Source organism: Parafrankia soli (assembly GCF_001854695.1).
GTDB classification, from domain to species: domain Bacteria; phylum Actinomycetota; class Actinomycetes; order Frankiales; family Frankiaceae; genus Parafrankia; species Parafrankia soli.
On the sequence record NZ_MAXA01000227.1, the window covers coordinates 12,052 to 27,485 of the forward strand.

Below are 15,434 nucleotides of genomic sequence, written 5' to 3' on the forward strand. Positions count from 1 at the left end.
GACGGTCGGCTAACGAGGGTTCCGTTTTTTCGCCGCAGCCTTCCCTTGGGCTTCTGTCCCAGATCTCCCGTTCTTACCGCTCTTCCCTCCGCTTCCCGAGCGTTTCTTGTCGGCGGCCTTCTGCGCGGCGGYGGCCTTCTTCTTCGCCGCGGCCTTCCGCTCGGCCCGGGCCTTCTTCTCCGCCGCCCTCCGTGGCGCGTCGGCCTCCTTCTCCAGCCGACGTCGCGTCAGGGTCCGGCGCAGCCATCCGGCGGCGTTGAGGTCCCGCCAGTTGGCGAAGTCCGTGGCCACCGCGGGATCGAGCTTCCTGATCCAGACATGCAGGGCGCGCAGGTCCTGCCAGTGCCATGTGATCAGCCTGTCCAGCAGGCGGTCCTCGATGACCGTGGCGACGACGCGGACCTTGCGGGACGGATTGCGCCGCAGGATGACCACCGCGTAGAAGAGACGGCCGGCGATGTCCGCCTGGGCACGGTCGGCCCTGAGATAGGTGTCGACGTCGAGCAGGTAGTGCTCCACGGCCTCCGTGGGGCACGACGCGAAGATCTCGGGGAGGTCCCCGGCCGGTGCCTTGTTCAGCAGGTCGGTCAGTTTGCCGAGGTGGTGTGCCCGCTGCGTCTCGGGCATCCGGTCGAGCCCGGCGGTCAGGACGGCGGCCTGGCGGCCGGGGCCGGTGGCGGCGGCCAGTCTGCGTCCGACCGTGGTCATCCGGGTGATCGTCGCGCGTGCGGGGTCACTGAGTCGGGACGCGGCTGACCTTCCCTCGAGCGCGCGGCAGAGGGCTTCGAGGTCCTCGAGATGGTCGCCGTCCGCTGCGGCCGTCGCCGGCCACTCGCGGGTGAGGACGGCGTTCAGCCAGGCCACGGTGGCGGGAGCATTCAGGCTGGCTTCGTCGAGCACCTCAAGCGCGTGCAGTGCCTCGCCCGGTGTCCAGCTTCCGTGCGGCCAGATGCGCCGCAACAGGTCCGCGTCCACGGCCGGTGTGCCCGTCGATTCCGGACCGCTTGCCCGCAGCACCGCGATCTCCGCCAGCATGTCGATCCGCAGCCGCGGGTCGCGGCGGGACGCGGCGATCAGCCGGGCTTCGTGCAGAGCCGGGGCAGCGCGCGTGTCGTCGTCGTCCAGCGCCTCACCGAGGCCGTGCGTGAGCGCCTCGACGAGACGGTCCGGCTCGCGGGCCGCGACCGCGGCGAGGTGATGCACCACCCCCGCCCGCAGCTGGGGCCAGCCGCGTGCCAGCCGTGCCGTCGCCTCGGTCGGCTCGGCCAGCAGCCGGGGGCCGACGACGCGTTCTCCGGCCGTCCGTAGCAGGGCGCTGTCCAGGTCGAGCCGCTCCCGGGCAGCCAGGAGGAGCAGATCGACCGCCACCTCGGCGGTGCATCTGCGCAGGGCCCGCGTGCAGCGGTCGGTGGCGTGGGCGCGACCGGCAGGCGACCTGAGCGGCACCGCGTCGGCGGCACCGGCACCCTTGACGGGCTCGTGCGCCAGCAGCCCGTCCACCTCGATGTCCACCGCGAGCTTCTCGATCTCGGTGGCCAGCGGCGGGGCGCCGGCCTCCGCCGCGGCCGCCGCGAGGGCGGTGAGTGCGGCGCCGGTGCCGGGCGGCCGGCTCCCGGCGAGGACCCCCAGAGCCCCGACGCCGATCAGTTCGATAGTTCGCGCGTCCAGCGAGGGTGCCTGGCGGCCCAGCCAGCGCGCGGCGGTCGCGGCGGCGGCCGTCACCGCCGGCCCGGCGCCGGAGGCATGGTGACCGTGCCGGAACAGCGCCGCGGCCAGCAGCGGATGCCACTCTCCCGAGCGGCCGGGCAGGCCGCCGCCGAGCTCGGCCGCGGCGGCCCACAGCTCGGCCGCGTTCTCCACGCCGGTCTCGGCCAGCAGGGCGGCCCACGGCTCGACCGGCACCTGGCTGCTCCGGTTGGCCGGCATGTCGAACTGGAGGAAGCTCGCGAACGCGCCGTCACCGCGGTCGACGTCGGCGTCGGGCACCGTCGCGACCAGGTGCAGGTCGCTGTAGGCGGGCCGGTGGTGGTAGGTGGCGAAGGACATCCGGCGGGCCAGCGCCGGCGGCAGCAGGTAGGAGACGGCGCCGATCCAGTTCGCGGCGGCCCCGCTGTCCCGCTCGATCAGCACGATCGTTCGCCGTTCGCCGGTGATCACCCTGGCCGCCGCGGACACCAGGGCGGGCAGTGCGGCGCGGCCGGGATGCGCACGCAGGAAGGCGGCGACGTGCCGGCGGTCGAGCCTTCCCCGTGGCGGCGGCCCGGCCAGCTCCGGCAGTTCGGCGCCGTCGGTCCTCGGGCTGGCCGTCCAGATCGGGGCGCCCCACAGCTCGATGGGCAACGCCTCCCCGAGATCGGTGGCGACGTCCTCGCTGACCAACGCGTGCGCGAAGTAGTTCCCGAACCGGTTCGAGTAGTCCGTGCCCACGAAGACGACGTTCGCCAGCACGCCGGTGTCCTCCGCCGGGTCGAAGCAGAGATTCACCGGGCAGGCCGCGAGCGCCGCGGCATCCGCGTTGTAGGGCAGCGAGCCCGGCGGGTCGTAGGCGGTGAAGGACTCGACCCGCCGCATCACCTCCGGAGCGACCCCGCGGCTCGCCGCATTGAACTGGAATCCGGGGTATCCCGAAAGGCCGACCTCGCACGACGTGTAGTACAGCTGCTTCAACACCATCTCGGCCTCTTCCGCCGTCAGCCTTTTGTTCTGGGAATGGCGCCGAATTCGCTCAGCAGCCAGAGGAACGGGTCGGCCACCCGGTAGGGCTGGACCACCCCGGTCGCCACCCGCCGGTCGGCGGTGGGGGCGGCCCCCAGCGCCGACAGCCCGAAATACCGGTAGCGCGAGTAGTTGTGGCGCAGGGTCTGGTCGATGGACGACCCCTCCCACTCGTCGAGCAGCGCGCGCACGTGGTCGTGGACGTCCCTGCTGTCCGCCGCGTCGAAGCGCGAGCCGACCGGCTGCGACCGCCGCAGCGGGCTCTCCTCGGGCAGACCGCGCGTGAGCGCGTCCATCTTCGAGAACGCCACGGCGATCGGGGTGCCGATCAGCTGGGAGGGCTTCGTCCCCAATGCCCGCTGCAGCAGTTCGGTGATGCGGCCCAGGACGCTCACCGGGCTGTCCAGGCCCTGCTCGTGCGGGCGTGGGGCGTCCGGGTCCGCCTGCCCCCGGGCACCGCGCATCGTCAGTGGGTCGAGCAGCAGGATGATGCCGGCGGCGCTGGCGAGGTAGCGCACGTTCTGTTCGACGCTGTCCGCCGAGTTCAGATCCTCGCCGGCGGTGTCGAAGAAGGACAGCACGGTCCGCTCCTGACGCGGGCGGCCCAGGCCGCGTCCGCGCGCTGTGAAGGTGAACACCAGCGGCCGGCGTGACATCGGTGTCGTCGAGCGCTGTGTGGGGGCGGCCAGCTGGTGGTTGTCGTAGAGCGGGGCCTCGTACCGCTTGCGGAAGCTGTCCCGGGTCTCGTCATCCGCGCCCAGCACCGACGCGTCGAACCGGATTCCGACCGAGTGCATCAGCTCGTGCAGCAGAACGGTCATGAAAACGGTCTTGCCGCTCTCCTTCGCACCGACCAGCGCGATGAGCCGATTCTCGATCTTTCCGAAGTGCACCGGAAGTTGACTGTGGCACTCCGGGCACAACCGGTAGTTCGTCTCGGCTCGACAGTCCGAATGGACGGTGGACAGCTTCCGGCCGTCCGCCGAGAACGCCGGCGGAAGCTGGCCGGTGAATCCCATCCGTTTCGCCAGGCGTTCATCCCGCTGACTGGAGCAGGACTTTCCGGTGGGGCCTGGACGCCCGGAGCACCGGAACCAGATCTCCCGTTCCCCGAACTGCTGGTAGCAGTACGGACAGACCAGCTTTCTGCTCATCGGGTCACCTCCTCCGTCGGGCGCGGACCAACGTCACCTGGGCATTCGCGTCCTCGGGTGGCGCGGTGGGGTCGACGAAGCAGGCGAGCCCCCAGGCGCCGCGCCGTGGCACCGGAAGTGTGATCAGCGCCCGCTTCCGAGCGGTGACGTCGCGCGCCGGGAGACGGGCGAGCGCGGTGCCATGGGTGGCGCTCAGCGGCAGGATCCCGTCCGACCTGCCGACGACGACCAGCGGTGGCAGCCGGCAGGTGCGGTCACACACCACCTCGAGGACGGCCCGCCGCGGCCAGGGCAGCCGCGCCGGCCGGAGCTCGTAGGTCACCTCGACACCGCGCCCGGGGACGAGCACGGTGACCGGCGGAAAGACCACACGGTCCTCCTCCTCGCCGGTCACCGTCCGGACCGCTACGGTGACCGGATCCGAGCCGACCTGGATCTCCAGCCCGCCACTGTCGATGTAGCGTCGCGGTCGGATCTCCACCTCACCGGTCGGCCCGTCGCCTGTGGAGCCGGCCGGGTACCACTGGACCCGTGCCAGGCTCGCGCCCTCCGGCCAGTCCCAGCGCAGCCGGACGGCATCGCCGAACCGAGCCGCTGTGAGCCCGCGGACCGCGTCCGCCAGCGAGATCGGCACCGTGGCGCCGACGACCGCGACGGAGCCGCCGGCGGCGCAGGTGACCGCGGTGAGGAAGGCGCGGCCGTGCCGCGGGCGGACGGGCAGCGCGACCCGTCCGTCGGCCCGGGTCACGGGTGCGCCGGGCAGCGCGACGCCGTGCCGGGAGACATCCGCGGCTGACACAGTGGTCCCCGCGGCCCACCTTGGTGCCGCGGAGGCCATCCGCACCTGCACCGTCCCGCTTGTCGGCGGCGTCCAGACAACGAGCGCCGACAACCCGTCCGACCGGGTCGACGTCCCGGACGGGGACGATGCCGTCTCGGTGGGAAGCTCGACGGCGAGGTCGCTCACCGCCTCAGGCGGCCGCTCCGGCCGGGCCGTGACGACCAGCCCGGCCGAGACGCGCCGAGCCCCGTCCGCTCCGAGGTACACCGCCTCGATCCGGTACTGGTAGGCCGTGCCCGACCGCAGGCGCATGTCGGTGAAGCCGGTGGCCGTGACGGAGGTCGGCCTCGTCCCGCGACCGGTCATGCCACGTTCGGTCCGGCGCACGTTGACCTCGTGGATCCCCGGATGCGCCCGCCACGTGCCGGTCACCGACTCCGCGTCGGTCGCCAGCACGAGGTCCTGGACCTCCGGGGTGAGGAGAACGGCGGCGCCATCCGCACCCGGCGACCAGATGCCCTCGGTGCGGGTGGCGAAGACCGTGTAGAAGACCCGTTCGCCCAGTGGAGCGGTCTCGTCGACCGCGGTGTTGGCCGGTGTCTCGGCGACCGGCTCCCCGGCGTCAGGCGTGGTGGCGGCTCGGCCGGTCGCGCGCACCAGCCGGTAGGYGACTTCGCCGGTGCGGGCGGGGCTGGGTGCCCACCGGACGCTCACCCGGGTCCCGTCGGCCCCCGCCTCGACCGACGGTGGTGGCGGCGGCGGGATCGCGCGGAGCCGGGCCTGGATGTCGTCGTGATCGGCCGCGATCTCGGCAGCCTCAGCCAGCAGCGCGGCGGTCTCCTCCGGCCGGTGACGCGACCATGCCTCGTCCGCCCCGGTCAGCAACGTCCGGACCCTGGCCTCGGCCGCCTCGACCTGTCCGGACATCTCGGCCCGCTCGGCGTCCGGCAACGCGGCGGCAAGCTGGCGAGCGGCGCGCAGCCGGCCGGCCGCGAGCGCGTCGTGGATCTCCTGGACGGCGTTCCCGGACCCGGCTGCGCCACCCCGCCAGGCCTCGGCGAGCGTGACCGCCAGCTCCTCGGCCTCCTCCAGGACCAGGCCCAGGGAGGCCGCCTGGTCGGCGATCGCGCGAGCGGGTAGACCCGCCTCGACCCCGCCGCGCAGCGCCTCGACGACCTCCCAGCCGATCAGGGTGTCGTACCCGGCCGGGGAGCGCACCGAGCCCAGGATGATCACGAAGATGTTCTCGGCCGCGGTCTGGCGCTCGTCCTGGGCCGCGCGGGCGCGGGCCTGGCGGGCCCGGGTCACCTCCTGCTCGTTGACGACGGCCGGCTCGGACACCAGCCGGAAGCCGTCCCGCAGCCTGAAGCCGGCCCGGACCCGCTCGGCGCCGAAGACGACGTCGGCGGACAGGCGCAGGCCGAGAACGGCCAGCGGTTCGCGCAACGAGCGCGCCTGACTCGGCGGCGGGCCGACCGGGAGCTTCCACTCCCGGTCCATGACCCGCAGGTTGTGCCGTTTCAGCGCGGCCCGGACGGTCGCCGCGCCGAGTGCACCCCCGCCGCTGCCCGCACCGGCGGCCCCCGCGGTCCCCGAGATCAGGCGGCCCACCATCGTCTCGCTGATACACGGGTTCGCCGCGGCCAGCGCGGTGACGAGGCGGTCCAGGTACTCCTGTTCCTCCTTGTGTGCCCGCTCGCGGCGTTCCCGGAAGGCCGCAAGCGTGAGCTGGCCGGAGCCCTTCAGCTCCGCGTGCGCCGCGAGCAGGGCATCCGCGACGGCGGCGTGGGTCTTCTTGAGCTTCAGAGTCCGCCAGTACTTCGTGACCTCCTCGACCCGCGCCTCGAACAGCTCCTTGTCACCCGCGGTGGCCTCGTCCAGCGCGTAGCGCGTGAAGAGGTCGTTTGGCACTCCCTGCTTCCGGGCGGGATCAACGACGCCCTTCCGGTACGCCTCGACGTCGAACGCCATTCCTCAGACCCCCGATGACGTGCAGTCCATTCGCCGGTCCCGCCGGCGCGGCGTAGATGCCCGCCGCACCCTCGGACGGGCGGCTATTCGCTGAGCGTGTACCGTGCCACGGCATTGCGCGCCTTCTCGACCTGTTCCTCGGTGAGGCCCTGAATCTGCAGCTCGATGTGCAGGTCCTTTCCCGTCTTCAGTTCCACCGCGTGTACCCGCAGCACGCCGGTCTCGTTCATGGTGAAGGTGACGTCGATCGGGGAGTTACGCGGAAGCGGTGGCAGGCCGCTGATGAGACCCCGGCCGATCGCCGCGTTGTCGGCGAGTTCCGGGGAGACCGTGGCTCCGGCCTGTTCCCAGATCTCGATCTCGATCCCGGTCTGGTTGTCCTCGACCGTCCCGAACCGCTCGGTGTCGGGCGAGGCGGGCAGCGGCGTGTTGGGCGGCAGGATGTGCTCGACCTTCAGCCGCTTCAGAGCGGGGTCCGCGCTATCCACGACCTTGATGCCGAACGCGCGGGGCACGACCGTCCGGACCTTCTTCTCCGCGAGCTGGCGGACGGCTTCGGTCGTGATGCCCAGCTGGTCGGCGACCCGCTGCACGGCCGCCGGCGAGGCGGACGTACGGGAGTCGCCCTGTGTTCCCGGTGCCGCGTCCGAGTCCTCGGGGAGCTGGAGCTTCACCGACTCGATGAGCGCGAACCGGGCTGCCCCTTTCGCGACCGCGAGGTCGGGGTCGTGGAGCTTCGTCTCGAAGCCGAATCGCTTGTTCAGGCGGGCCGCGACGGCCGGCATCCGGGTGGCGCCGCCGACGAGGAGGACATCGTCGAACGACGTCACGCCCTTCTCCCGGGCGGTGGTGACGGTCCGCTCGGTGATGTCGAGGGTCCGTTCGAGCAGCTCGCCGGTGATCTGCTCGAACTCCTCGCGGGTCAGCTCGAGCCGTGCGGTGTCGCCGCCGAAACGCATGTTGTGCCGGCGCGACGTGGTACTGCTCAGCGCCTTCTTCATCTCCTCGGCGGCGATCGTGAGCTCCTGGAGGAAGTCCTCGTTGTCGCCTGCCTCGGAATCGGGGTGCTCGGCGAGAAAACCCTCCAACAGGTACCGGACGATCCTCTCGTCCCAGTCCACGCCACCGAGATGGTGGTCGCCGTCGGTGCAGACGACGTTGATCTCGTTGCCGGCGACTCGGATGACGGTCGTGTCGAACGTTCCACCGCCCAGGTCGTAGACCAGGATCGTGCGTTCGCCGGCGGGGGYGACGACCTCGTAGTGCAGGGCGGCGGCGACCGGTTCCGGCACGACGTTCAGGACGTTCAGGCCGGCGATCCGCCCCGCGTTCCGGGTGGCCTCCCGCTCGGCCACGCCGAAGTACGCGGGCACCGTTATCACGACGTCCCGGACTGGTTCGCCGGTGAACTCCGTCGCCGCTCGCGCCAGCTCGCTGAGGATCAGTGCGGAGATGCTCTCCGGAGTGTGCGTGCTCCCGTGGAAGGAGAGTTCGACGTCCTGGCCCATCTGCCGCTTGATGAGCGACACCACGAGGTCGGGCTCGAGCTTCGCCGAGTTCTTCGCGTCCCGCCCGACGACCACGTTGTCAGGAGTCTCGAAGTAGACCACCGAGGGCGTGGTGTCCTCGCCGACCATGTTCTTCGTGACGGCGGGCCGCCCTGTGTCGTCGATGTAGGCGACACACGAATAGGTCGTCCCCAGGTCGATACCGTAGGTTGCCATGGATCCTCGCAGGTGTCGGAGACCGGGTTGGTGTCAGAGACCGGATTGAGCAGGGCTGGGCGGCGTCGGCGCGGTGGGTGCCGGGGGCGCCGGGGGCGCCGGGGTGGCTGGGGATGCCTCGGTGGCGTCGCTGCCCTCGGAACCAGGCCGCCGGCTGCGGAAAACCCGGGTACGCGCGGGGCGTCGCACCCGGCCGGTGTCCCGCTCCAGTACGCCGACCTGGGTGACCTCCGCGACGGTGTTGTGCCGGGCGGGGTCGTCGGTCGGCACGACTGACGCGGCAAGCTGGGCCCCGGACTGGAACCGGTCTCCGGGTTGTGGGCGGACCAGGTCGAAACCACACCGTTCCAGCGCGAGCTCGACGTCGTCGGCGAAGCTGGCGAGCAGGTTCGAGGTACGGGAGTCGCCACCGCCGGACATGCGTTCCGACTCGGCCGAGAGGCCGTCGTACAACCTGATCAGATCGGTCACGATCGGGTCCAGCAGCGCGCGACGGACACCGGAGCGCTGTTCGAGGCGTTCCTCGTGGAGCCGGTCAATCACGGCTTCCCGATGATCGGCCCGCCGGTGGAAGTCGGTGAGCGTGGCCTCGATGGCGGCCAGGCGTTCGACGACCGACACGAGCACGGCGGCGGTCGGCATGTCCGGCTCGCCGGCGTCCCATGGGACCGACCCGCCCGGCTCCGGGGCGCCGGCGGCCGGCGGGGTGTCCTCGCCGGGCGCCGCGGGCACCATGGGGTCGCCGTTCCACCAGCTGGTGGCGTCAGTTGGTGGTGTGCGGGTGCCGGCGCCCGCGTCGTTGCCGACCGGACCGCCAGCGGTCGGGTCGGGCCCCGTCGGCAGGGGTCGGCTGGAATCTTCGTGCATGTCGGCAGGCCAATCGGTAGACGACTGTGTCGCGATGGACGACCGTGCGGTGGCGCCTCCCCGCGCCGTCGCTGAGATCCGGACGCGTCGCGGATTTCATCTTCCGCGATGAGCACAGGTGGGCCGGTGTGGCTCCGGTGTGGCGGATGCTTTCTCTCAGGCAAGAAAACGCTGTCGCGAAGTACGTACTTGTCTGACGCCGCGCAAACAGATCTACGGGCTACTACCCGGATCCGGGCCGGTGGCCACCTCGGGGAATCCGGGTGCGCCGCCGGACCAGCGGCAGCGACACGTGAAACCGGCGCTGGGCGTGACAAAAAAGATCATGACGTCCCCCGATGTCCTAGCAAATATAAGCACAGCTGGTGCCGAGCCTGTGGCGCAGGGCTGACCGGTGCCGGGGGGAAACCTGCCAGCCGTCTCTCAACGTGTCTTGAACTCCACTCGCCCTGCGTCCATGACGAAGGTTCCGTCACCACGGAGGACCGGTCGTCGCTCGCTGCGGGGACGCGAGTATGTCTCCACGTGTTCGATGACGGCCTCCTCCTCGGCGGTGAGGTCGATGCGCGCTATCGCAACCCAGTAGGAGAAGCTGTTCCGGTGGTACAGAGGTGTTTGTATCACCGAACCGGCATGGTCGTCGACCTCCACGACCGCCCGGAATCCACGGAACGACCCGATGCCGTTCTCGACCGCCGAGTACGCGCAGATGAGGATGTGCCGGAAGGCGCTCGGCCGGGCGATCACGATCGCCTCCCGGCCCCGATGGCGGTCTCCGGTCGTCAGGCAGATGTGCGGCGGCCGCTTGAGGGAGCCCTGGTCACGGTAGTAACAGACACCCTCGCGACCGTCGCTGTCGATGTAGAGCGCGTAGAGGTCGAGGTCCTTGTCCTTGCGTCGCCAGGTCAGCTCCGCTGTGATCTCGTGCTGGGGCCTTTTGATGGTCGCGGACGCGCCGGGCAGCAGCTTCACGTCCCCGAGTGGAGTTACCGCACGAGCGGAGGAGGCGCGTCGTTCGGCCTTCTCCGGCCTGCTCTCTTCCTTGCCCTCGGCCGCGTCCGGTGCCACATCGGTGGCAGGAACCTGCTGACGCCGCAGTATGTCGTTGATCGGGACCGCGAAGCGGAAGCTCAGACCGGTCAGCCCGTCCGTGAATCCGAATCCGACCGCCCGGTAGTACCAGCCGTCCGCACGCCGGTACAGCTCGCCGGGTATGTGGACGAGGTCCGCCGGGCCCGGGGCGAGATCGATCCGGAGTATCTCCGTGTTGTCTTCCGCGTCGATCAGGCGCAGCCGTGTTTCGGGCGCGTCGACCACGCGGCCGCCCGTGGCCGACAGGGCCATCAGGATCTGGTCGTACCGCGGGGGGACGTCGTTCAGGTCGACCTGGGCCCGGTCGGTGGACACCGCCGCGTCCGTCCTGCCCAGATGCCGTACCGCCGCGCTGGAATCAGTGGGATCCGTAGGATCGGCGAACTGAATCGCGCGCGCGGACCCCGCCACCCCGGCATTGTTCGCGGGGAGCACGAGGATGAGGTCGAGCTGGGGTGTGGTAGGGGTTTTCACCCAGTTCAGAACCACGTGGATCCGCCGCGGGCGGAGCGCGATCTGGGGGAGYATCGTCAGCGACACGAGCAGTACTCTCCTGAGTCGCTGTGATGGTAACCCCGGACCGGTCCGGGGTGTGCCCGGTCCGCCGAACTGGTTACGCGGGTACCGCCATGGTGACAGCCGGCCGGGCCGGGACGAGTATCTGGGTAGGCTTGCCGTGTGGAAGGCGGTGCTGAGATGCCGACGGTGAACGCTGACGCGGGGTTGGTGCCGCTGCGCAGGGCTCTCGCGGCCCGACTCGCGCCGCGAGCCTGGGAACGGTTCGGTGTTCTCGTCGATAATCTGGAAACCGCATGGTCCGCGGCGGACAGTGGCGAATTCGACAATGCCGTGCTGCGGCTGGATCTCGCGGTGCGCAAGCGCGCCAGCCGGCTCGGCGAGGAGCCGCTTGTTCCCATGACGCCACCGGTCCGGGAACGGGTGAACAGAATGATTCATGTTCTCACCGAGGTGTCGGGCCGCGACGCCGTCGGCCCCGGGAACCGTCGGCGCCCCGGGTCGTCGGAGATCCCGGCCCCGGCCGACACCGGCCACTGAGGGTGGCCGGACGCTCGGGGTCGGTTCCACCGGCCGGCCGGACCGCGGGTGCCGGGCCTGAACCAGCGGCGCACGAGCTCTGGGGGGCCGAACTCGTTGTCCACCTGTTTGCTCCGGTGGATGGGCCCGAAGCGGCGGACGCGTACGGGTTTCTCCGGGACGTCTGGTCGGCGTGCCGCCGCACTCTGAAGATGGGATCGGCTCTCGACCGGTTGGGAGTGCCCGCCGACCTGCCGGGTTCGGTTGGCGACCTGCCTTCCCGAGGTCTGCTCGCCGCCCAGCTCAACCTGGGCGACGGGACGCACCAGGCGCTGTTCCGGCGGGACCATGACCTGCTCTGTCTGTCCGTGATGCTCGCCCCGGCGGTGGACGACGGTGCCCTCGACTGGTCCGCGCCGGAGGACCAGTGGAGCGGCGTGGCGGATGAGCCGCCCGCCTCGCTGGTCGGCGCCGTGCGTCTCTACCAGGGGCATCTCGGCCGCTCGGAGGCGGGTCCGCGGGCGGTGGTGACCGCGGCCCCCGAGCTCGCCCGCACCTGCGCCAGCGCCTGGTCCGGGTGGCACCAGACGCCCGGATGGGAGGAACGCGGTGCCACCACCGGCCTGGGGTTCGCAGTGTGGGAACCGGCCGCTCCGGCGGACGACCAGATCGAGCGGAGGCTGCTTGTCCTGGTTCCGGGCTCACGGGACGGAGAACTGGTCGCCTGGACGTGGAACCGCCGGGACGCCGCCGCGCCCGCTTTCCAACGTTATCTGGCCGGGGCGGCGAAGGTCCGCTACCAGTGGCGTGTTCGGGACGGCGGGGAGGCGGTCCACGGCCTGCGCGACCGGCTCGACGAACGGGGAGCACGGCTGCGGGAGTTCCTGCGCGACCCGGTCCCGTTCCCGGACCGCGTCGCCGCCTGTGTGCAACAGCTTCACGTCGACCAGGTGGACCTGACGACCGTCACCACGAGGATGACGGAGATGCGGCACAGCGTGAAGATCTCCGGGGCCAACATGGCGGCGATCCTGGCGGCCGATGGGACCGTGCCTCGCGACGGCGACCCGTTCGCCACTGACCGGCGGCTGGTGGAGCACGTGGTCGACCAGCTCGACGACGACTTGGTCTTCCTCGGCGCGGCGGGCACGCGCGTCGAGGCGGTCCTGGCCCTCGCGGCCCGGTCGACCCAGCACGTCCGGTCTGCCGAGCACGTCCGGTCGGCACCGGACATCCAACTCGATCCGGAGGAGATGACCCAACTGCGCGCGGAGCTCGCGGCGGCCTTCGGCGCCGGGGTACGGGCGTCTCAGCTGCTCGAGGAGATCGGTCTGCCCCGCGCGCGCCAGTTCGTCCAGGGCGGTGCGACTCCGCTGGAATGGTGGACCGAGATGCTCCGGGAGCTCGGCAACGGCGCGGTCGACCGGCCGTACCGCAGCACGCTGGAGGCCGCGCTGCGGGAGTACGGGTACAACGACGTCTTCGTCCGGCTGGCCCGTCGGCACGGGCTGCGCTGACCTCGGCGCCTGTCCCGGAAGGCGTCTCCCGGATCGCGGCCGAGGCCGGCAGCGACAAGGCGCAGATCTACCACTACTTCGGCAGCAAAAACGGCCTGGTTGAGGTGGGTGACAGCGTATCGCGCCTGTTCAGGTCTGTCGGATGACGATGAGGCAGGTGTCGTCGTCGGTGTCCGGGGTGGTGTGCGCGAGCAGGTGATCGGCCCGGTGCGAGACGTCGAAGCCCGGTGCGGCCGCGATCCGCAGCAGCGCGTGGAGGGATTCGTCCAGCCCGGTTCCGCGGCGTTCGATGAGGCCGTCGGTGAAGAGAAGCAGGACGTCGTCCGGCTCAAGAACGTGGACGGTTTCCTGGTAGTCGACATCGGGTTCGACGCCGAGCAGGAGCCCGTCGGGCATCGGAAGGGCGTGGGCGGAGCCGTCCCGGACGAGCACGGGCGGCAGATGCCCGGCGCGGGCCCAGCGCAGCGCACGCTCGGCGGGACGATAAAGGCCACAGATGACGGTGGCGGTGATGTTGTCGGCGAGGTGGTAGGTGACGTTGTTGAGCCAGCGCAGCAGCTGCCCGGGGCCGGCGCCGGTGACCGCGAGGCCGCGCAGGCTGTTGCGCAGGGTCACCATGCCGGCCACGGTCCTGATGCTGTGCCCGGCGACGTCACCGACGACGAGCAGGACCTCGCCGGTCGGCAGGGTGACCGCGTCATACCAGTCGCCACCGACAAGGTGCTCCTGCTCGGCGGGGCGGTAGCGGACGGCGACCGCGAGGCCGCCGAGGTCGACGGGCTCCTCGGAGCTGGGCAGGATCGCCCGCTGCAGGGCGAGCGCGAGCTGATGCTGGCCGTCGGCCCGCGCCTCCGAATCGGCGAGCTGGTCCCGGGTGGCGTCAAGGACGACCTGCGTGCGGTAGTGGCTGGTCAGGTCCTGGTAGATGCCACGGACGGCGACCGTCACGCCGGCGGCGTCGGTCACCGGCTCGGCGAAGGCGCGGAGCTGGCGCAGCGTCCCGTCGCTGCCGATGACCCGGAACGATCCCGAGGCGGCCCGGCCGAGCCGTAACAGCGCGTCACGCAGGTGGTCCACGGCCGCCCGGTCGTCCGGGTGGATGTGCGGATCGAGGTCGTCGAGCGGGACGGGTGACATCGTGCGGTMACGCTGGAAGAGCTCGTAGACGTGGTCGGTCCAGCGCACGGCCCCGGTGCGGACGTCCTCCTGCCAGCCGCCGAACCGGCCGAGGCGTTGCAGGTGGCCGGCCAGGGAACCGCCCGCGCCACCGCCGCCGACCGGCCGCCAACTGATCACGACTCCGTCGAGGAAGGGGGCGATGCGGACGTCGAGCTCCTCGGCGACGAGCACGTCGTCGACCAGGACGAGCAGGGCGATGCCGTCGGCCTGGTACTGCTCGCCGGTACGCACGACCGCCACGGCCCGCTCGAGCAGGCCGGCGTCGGCGGCCATGAGCGGGTAGAGGTCGAGCAGGCGCCGGCCACGCAGCTGGGCCGGGTGCCTGCCGGCCGGGTCGACGAAGCCCTCGTTCACGTGGTCGACGTGGAAGTCGAGGATCTCGCCGTCCTCGGCGCGCACCGCGTGGGCCAGCAGCACCGACCCGGCGACGGCGTCGAGGAGAGCGGGTAGCCAGGCCGTTCGCCCGCCGAGGGTCTGTGGCTGCGCCGAGCGGGTGTCGGCGGAGAATCCGCCCGGGTGCAGGCCGCGCAGGCACAGGTCCGCGAGCGCGACGAGCTCGCGTCGGAGCCCGGCGGTGAACTCCGCGAGCGGGGCGGGCCAGCAGATCTCCATGGCGCCCACGACGGCGCCTGCCTGCAGGAACGGCAGCGCCGCCCGCGCCCCGAGCCAGGGACCCACCCGCGGCACCGAGCCGACGCCCGCCCGGCCGCCCGCCGGGACGTCGGACGGGACATCCGTCGGGACGTCGGTCGGATCGTTCGCCTCGGGCGGTGAGCCCTCGGGCCACCACTGCGGCGTGGCGCCGCGGGCCGCGCGCATCGCCACGCAGTCCAGCTGCGGCGGGATGCGTTGCCACCGGCTCGCCTCGAGCGGCCCCAGGCCGGTCTCGCCCACCAGGGTGAGCGCGCCATCGGATTCCAGCATCCAGAAGGCCACGGCGACGGCACCCTGATGGGCCAGGACCTCGGTGAACACGGCCTCGGCGACCGGGCAGCCATCGGTGGCGTGGCTGACCGCGGCCTCGGCCAGCCACAGGCGGCGCCGGGCGCCGTCGTCGAGCGGGGGTCGATGGAGTGTTCTGGTGGTCCCGCCGAGCACCTCGGCGGCGAACTCGTCCGGGGTGACCCCGGAGGCGGATGCGAGACGGCGCAGCTGGTCACCGGCCTCGGTGACCGAGCAGCGCAGCCGTTCGGCCAGGACCCCGACGGCCATGTCGATCAGAGCGTCGGCGGCGGACCGCGCCCGGAGCTCCGCCAGCTCCCGCTGCTGACGGGCGATCACATGGAGTAGCCCCGTCGCGGTGTGGTCGCGGGGGTCGGCGCTACTCTGCGACGCCCGGGACACACCTCTCCTCGTCCGCTCCGGGTAGTGGGGTTTCGGGGAGTGGCGGTCTGACCAG

Annotated in this window: 10 protein-coding genes; 3 read left to right on the forward strand and 7 right to left on the reverse strand. The window is 71.6% G+C overall.

The features are described from left to right. Window positions 1–9: 9 nt before the first annotated feature. The 6 genes from BBK14_RS21920 to BBK14_RS21945 form a co-directional block, all read right to left on the reverse strand. Window positions 10–2,673, reverse strand: coding sequence for a GTPase-associated protein 1-related protein (locus BBK14_RS21920; RefSeq protein WP_071065126.1), 2,664 nt, complete (start codon window positions 2,671–2,673; stop codon window positions 10–12). A 17-nt stretch (window positions 2,674–2,690) separates the two neighbouring features. Continuing rightward, the gene (locus tag BBK14_RS21925; RefSeq protein WP_071065129.1) at window positions 2,691–3,869 is read right to left on the reverse strand and encodes a TRAFAC clade GTPase domain-containing protein; all 1,179 of its coding nucleotides are present in this window, start codon (window positions 3,867–3,869) and stop codon (window positions 2,691–2,693) included. Window positions 3,870–3,873: 4 nt separating this feature from the next. Next, window positions 3,874–6,621 carry a SaeA-related protein gene (locus tag BBK14_RS21930; RefSeq protein WP_071065130.1) on the reverse strand — a complete coding sequence of 916 codons (2,748 nt, stop codon included), beginning with the start codon at window positions 6,619–6,621 and terminating at the stop codon, window positions 3,874–3,876. Between the two features lie 83 nt (window positions 6,622–6,704). After that, entirely contained in the window at window positions 6,705–8,345 is a 1,641-nt protein-coding gene (locus BBK14_RS21935) for an Hsp70 family protein (protein ID WP_071065131.1), read from the reverse strand. A 33-nt stretch (window positions 8,346–8,378) separates the two neighbouring features. Further along, window positions 8,379–9,212 carry a hypothetical protein gene (locus BBK14_RS39045; protein WP_071065133.1) on the reverse strand — a complete coding sequence of 278 codons (834 nt, stop codon included), beginning with the start codon at window positions 9,210–9,212 and terminating at the stop codon, window positions 8,379–8,381. 423 nt (window positions 9,213–9,635) lie between these two features. Continuing rightward, the gene (locus BBK14_RS21945) at window positions 9,636–10,844 is read right to left on the reverse strand and encodes a TerD family protein (RefSeq protein ID WP_071065135.1); all 1,209 of its coding nucleotides are present in this window, start codon (window positions 10,842–10,844) and stop codon (window positions 9,636–9,638) included. A 165-nt stretch (window positions 10,845–11,009) separates the two neighbouring features. On the opposite strand from BBK14_RS21945, the gene BBK14_RS38460 reads away from it, so the two are divergent. The 3 genes from BBK14_RS38460 to BBK14_RS42340 are packed head-to-tail and all read left to right on the forward strand — an operon-like array spanning window position 11,010 to window position 13,002. Beyond that, complete coding sequence (locus tag BBK14_RS38460) at window positions 11,010–11,360, forward strand: CATRA system-associated protein (RefSeq protein WP_157904315.1); 351 nt, start codon at window positions 11,010–11,012, stop codon at window positions 11,358–11,360. Between the two features lie 2 nt (window positions 11,361–11,362). Beyond that, on the forward strand, window positions 11,363–12,856 hold the full coding sequence (locus tag BBK14_RS40440) for a CATRA conflict system CASPASE/TPR repeat-associated protein (RefSeq protein ID WP_071065137.1): 1,494 nt from the start codon (window positions 11,363–11,365) through the stop codon (window positions 12,854–12,856). Between the two features lie 32 nt (window positions 12,857–12,888). Then, window positions 12,889–13,002 (forward strand): TetR family transcriptional regulator, encoded by a 114-nt coding sequence (locus BBK14_RS42340; protein WP_420849186.1) that lies wholly within the window; start codon window positions 12,889–12,891, stop codon window positions 13,000–13,002. Here BBK14_RS42340 and BBK14_RS21960 read toward each other — a convergent pair. After that, a complete protein-coding gene (locus tag BBK14_RS21960) occupies window positions 12,986–15,379 on the reverse strand; it encodes a SpoIIE family protein phosphatase (protein WP_071065138.1) in 2,394 nt (797 codons plus the stop codon). The two genes, BBK14_RS42340 and BBK14_RS21960, sit on opposite strands and share 17 nt — an antisense overlap. Between the last annotated feature and the right edge of the window lie 55 nt (window positions 15,380–15,434).

Coding starts and splice junctions, on each gene's coding strand:
- BBK14_RS39045 (WP_071065133.1), bottom strand. CDS start 9,212: ATGCACGAAGATTCCAGCCGACCCCTGCCGACGGGGCCCGACCCGACC.
- BBK14_RS21925 (WP_071065129.1), bottom strand. CDS start 3,869: ATGAGCAGAAAGCTGGTCTGTCCGTACTGCTACCAGCAGTTCGGGGAA.